General features: G+C 64.4%; 2 protein-coding genes and 1 pseudogene. 1 reads left to right on the top strand and 2 read right to left on the bottom strand.

Annotated features, from left to right (window positions below; genetic code table 11):
• Window positions 1–48 precede the first annotated feature (48 nt).
• Window positions 49–1,259 (top strand): annotated as a pseudogene (locus JSE7799_RS22380) (PQQ-dependent sugar dehydrogenase).
• Window positions 1,260–1,578: 319 nt separating this feature from the next.
• Here JSE7799_RS22380 and JSE7799_RS18615 read toward each other — a convergent pair.
• Window positions 1,579–1,770, bottom strand: coding sequence for a hypothetical protein (locus JSE7799_RS18615; protein WP_055664953.1), 192 nt, complete (start codon window positions 1,768–1,770; stop codon window positions 1,579–1,581).
• Between the two features lie 256 nt (window positions 1,771–2,026).
• Window positions 2,027–3,086 (bottom strand): IS630 family transposase gene (locus tag JSE7799_RS20205; RefSeq protein WP_144431812.1). Its coding sequence is split into 2 segments (ribosomal slippage): window positions 2,027–2,603 and window positions 2,602–3,086, totalling 1,062 coding nucleotides; the frame shifts between segments, so codons are not numbered across the junction.
• Window positions 3,087–3,422 lie beyond the last annotated feature (336 nt).

The raw sequence follows: 3,422 nt of genomic DNA, 5'->3' as shown, positions 1-3,422 counted from the left end.
GGGGGAACGCTGGCCTTTGCCGGAAATTGTTTACATAGGGAGAGACCGATGCCCCGACCTTCCCTTCTGGCCGCCGCGTTCGCATTTGGACTGGCAGCTGTAACCGCTGCTTCGGCGCAGACCACCCTTCGAGACGCCGACACCGTTCTGTCGAGCGCGGGACCGCTCCGGATCGAGGAGCTGGCGACGCTCGAGTATCCTTGGGGCATGGCGTACCTGCCCGACGGCGCGCTGCTGATCACCGAAAAGCCGGGCCGCCTGCGCCGCTTTACCGAGGAGGGCGGCCTTTCCGAGCCGATCACCGGGACGCCGGATGTCGCCTACCGCAATCAGGGCGGGCTCCTCGATGTGGCGGTCCACCCCGATTTCGCCGAGAACGGCCTGATCTATCTCTATTACGTCGAAGCCGCCGAGGAGCAATCCGCAGACGCGCCGCTCGATGCCGACCCGCGCCTGGGCCCCTATGTCGATATGGAGGACCGCATGCTGAAGGGCGGCGTGGTGATGCGCGCCCGGCTGGATGGCGATGCTCTGGTCGATCCAGAGGTCCTCTGGCGGCAGGAGCCGAAATCGGTGGGTCTGGGCCATTTCGGCGGCCGTCTCGTCTTCGCGCCCGACGGCAGGCTCATCGTCACCTCGGGCGAGCGCCAGCGCTTCGACCCTGCACAGAGCGACGAGACCAATCTGGCAAGGTCGTACGGATCGAGGATGACGGGGCGATCCCCGAGGACAACCCCTTTGCAACCGCCGCCGCACCGCTCGACGCGGTCTGGTCGTCCGGGCACCGCAACCCGCTCGGCGCCGCGATCCGACCCGAGACGGGGGAGCTCTACATCCACGAAATGGGCCCGCTTTACGGTGACGAGATCAACGTCCCTCTGCCGGGGCGCAATTACGGCTGGCCTGTGGTCTCGAACGGCGAGAATTACAACGGCGTTCCCATTCCGCACCACGAGACCGATACCGAGGCGTTTGCCCGTCCGCTCTTCTACTGGCGACCGGCGATATCGCCTTCCGGGATGGCGTTCTACGAGGGCGAGACCTTTCCCGACTGGCAGGGCGATGCCCTGATCGGTGCGCTGTCGGCCGAGGCGCTCGTGCGGGTCTCGTTCGATGGCGAGACGGTGGACGGCGAGGAGCAGATCAAGCTTTACCGCCGCGTCCGCGACGTGATCCCCGCGCGTGACGGCGCTATCTTGCTGCTGACCGATTACGAGGATGGCAAGTTGCTGCGGCTGAGTCCGGTCGAGGCGGAGTAGGGCACTGCTGTCGGGCTCGTCGGGCATGGGCAAGTCAGTGGAGCACCGGCGTTCGGTTAGGCCGGTAATTGCCTTGTCGGCGTTTTCGGAGACCACTTATATTGAGCGAGCGCGACGGCGCCCGGTGCTTTCGAGCAAGAAGCCGGCCATGACTTCGCCGAGTCGTACAGAACTTGTTCAAGGCGGGTCATATACCCTCAAACGCATCTGAACGGCGTCCCGCGCACCGCTTGATGGGAGCTTTACGCGGCCGACGGTTCGGCCTTTCGGGAGAAAGGACGCCGTCGGGCGGCGCCGCAATCTCGATGTTCGTGCCAACTCAATGCGGCTGGCGCGCCTCGGTGTGGTGGCCACACCAATCGTCTTCCTTGACCACGGGCCACAGGCCGCGCACATCGGCTTCGGGCTGCTGGATCGGAGGGTTGTAACGGCACAGACCGGCCTCATCGACCTGGTTCTGGTTGCCGTGATGTTCGTCGAAGAAGGTGCAGGATTGGCAGGATGTCTGCATGATATGCTCCTTTCTGGTTTGGATGACCCCGGCATAGGGCCAACACCCCATAACGTGAGTCTTCATGCCGTCCCGGCAAGGGTAGATGAGCATCTAATATCCTGACAAAAATGCTTTTTCTTCGCAACCTTCAACGGCTCAAGGGTCTTTTTTCGGCCTCCACGGGTGGATGCGGATCATCACGTCAGGCGCCCGGATGCGCGATGCCATGAACACCCGGCGGAGCGCGTTCCAAGGTGGTGTCATACCAACGGCATCATCCGCTGACCTTCGCCCAATCTCGGGAGGTTATCGAGGCGACCCGCTCCGGGATTGCGATGAGCGCGTTCCACGCCTCGCAGCAGGCGCCGACGATGGCGTCGTAGCTCTCGAAGACGCGGTTCGCGAGGTGGTTCTGGCGGAGAAATTGCCAGATGTTTTCGACCGGGTTCAGCTCGGGGCTGTAGGGCGGAAGCGTCAGTAGGGTGATGTTCGCCGGCACGACGAGCTCCCTGGAGCTGTGCCAGCCGGCGCCGTCAACGACGAGGATGGCGTGCGCGCCGGACGAAACGTGCCGGGCGATCTCGGCGAGGTGGTCGCTCATCGCACCTGTGTTGGCGTAGGGCATGACGAGCGCGGCGCCGGTCGCGCGGGCCGGGCAGACGGCTCCAAAGATGTAGGCCCAGGCGTAGCGGCAGTCCTTCGGTGCCCGCGGGCGCGTCCCCTTGCGGGCCCAGAGACGCGCGAGCGTCCCCTGTTGGCCAACGCGCGCCTCATCTTGGAACCAGACCTCCAGAGGCTTTTCCTTTGCCTCCTCAGGCAGGGCCGTGCGCACCAGTTCTGGAAAGTTTTTTATATAGCTCCTGGGCGTCTGGATCGCTCTGCGGATGACGCGGCCGCGCCGACAGCTTCACGAAGCCGAGCCGGCGGAGGATCGAACTCATCGTCCGCTCCGCCACGCGAATGCCAAAGCGGCGCTCCACCACTGCGCACAGATCGACCCGCCGCCAGCGCACAACTCCGTCCATCTCCGAGTCCGGCCCCGCTTCGACGATCGCCGCCAGCTCGCTCATCTGCTCCGTGCTGAGCATGGGCGTCCGGCCCGGAAGAGGACGATCGATGAGACCCGACAGCCCCTCCGCATTATAGCGATGAACCCAGTCGCGCAGGGTCTGCCGATCCATCCCGCAACTCTCTGCCGCCTCCGTCCGTGTCCGCCCGTCGAGCACGAAGGCCAGCGCAAGCATCCGCCGCGACGCCCTTGCGTCCTTCGCCCGCGCCGCCTCGCGCCGTAGGTCCGCCGCCGACAGCTCCCTACGCGTGATCTCCACCCCCATGCTGATCCTCCCTCACATCCCAGAGAGAGTGAATCAGCAACTGACACACTTGGGAAGCCCTCACAGAGTCAAAGCCTCGGGCCGTTGGTATCATTTGTGGACGGCTCCGGTTTTGCAAGGGTTTTGTCGAGTGACGTGGATCGAAGCAGGTTGCGGTCATTTGTCCGGCCTGTGCGCGCGGTGCATGTGACCGCTGGCCCTGATGAAGTCCGCTTGCCGGGTCCCAATCAGACCACCGAGCTGTGACGCCCTGACAGTACCTCGGGGTGTCCCGGCAGCGGTCTTGCTTGATCATCATCACTCACTTTTGCCCTTGCATCTCATCGCGGCGCCCTT

It is taken from the genome of Jannaschia seosinensis (assembly GCF_001408515.1).
GTDB lineage: Bacteria > Pseudomonadota > Alphaproteobacteria > Rhodobacterales > Rhodobacteraceae > Jannaschia > Jannaschia seosinensis.
The sequence above is the reverse complement of the archived record's forward strand: the minus strand, read 5'-3'. Positions and strand labels throughout refer to the sequence as shown.

Excerpts from the sequence above, each read along its gene's own strand:
- JSE7799_RS18615 (WP_055664953.1), bottom strand. The coding sequence starts at position 1,770 with ATGCAGACATCCTGCCAATCCTGCACCTTCTTCGACGAACATCACGGC.